Source organism: Pseudomonas lactis (genome assembly GCF_001439845.1).
Lineage (GTDB): Bacteria > Pseudomonadota > Gammaproteobacteria > Pseudomonadales > Pseudomonadaceae > Aquipseudomonas > Aquipseudomonas lactis.
Genome location: NZ_JYLO01000041.1, coordinates 1 through 551, shown reverse-complemented (window position 1 = coordinate 551; position 551 = coordinate 1). Strand labels below are relative to the sequence as shown.

The 551-nt window shown below is 45.4% G+C and carries 2 tRNA genes and 1 rRNA gene; all 3 read left to right on the top strand.

Annotated elements, in window-relative coordinates:
• A 16S ribosomal RNA gene (locus TX24_RS30130) occupies positions 1-64 on the top strand; the annotation flags it as partial.
• A gap of 124 nt (positions 65-188) precedes the next feature.
• Positions 189-265: transfer RNA gene (locus TX24_RS30125), tRNA-Ile, on the top strand.
• Between the two features lie 10 nt (positions 266-275).
• Positions 276-351: transfer RNA gene (locus tag TX24_RS30120), tRNA-Ala, on the top strand.
• Positions 352-551: the final 200 nt, after the last annotated feature.

Here is a 551-nt window from a genome sequence, read left to right as displayed (position 1 = left end):
CATGACTGGGGTGAAGTCGTAACAAGGTAGCCGTAGGGGAACCTGCGGCTGGATCACCTCCTTAATCGACGACATCAGCTGCTCCATAAGTTCCCACACGAATTGCTTGATTCATTGAAGAAGACGATAGAAGCAGCTTTAAGCTCCAAGCTGATAGCTCTTAGCTAATCAGTTACGCGCTCGAAATTGGGTCTGTAGCTCAGTTGGTTAGAGCGCACCCCTGATAAGGGTGAGGTCGGCAGTTCGAATCTGCCCAGACCCACCAATTTTGTTATGGGGCCATAGCTCAGCTGGGAGAGCGCCTGCCTTGCACGCAGGAGGTCAACGGTTCGATCCCGTTTGGCTCCACCATTAACTGCTTCTGCTATTAGAGTTTAGAAATGAATATTCTGAAGTGAATATTGATTTCTAGTCTTTGATTAGATCGTTCTTTAAAAATTTGGGTATGTGATAGAAAGATAGACTGAACGTTACTTTCACTGGTAACGGATCAGGCTAAGGTAAAATTTGTGAGTTCTCTTAACTGAGAAATTCGAATTTTCGGCGAATGT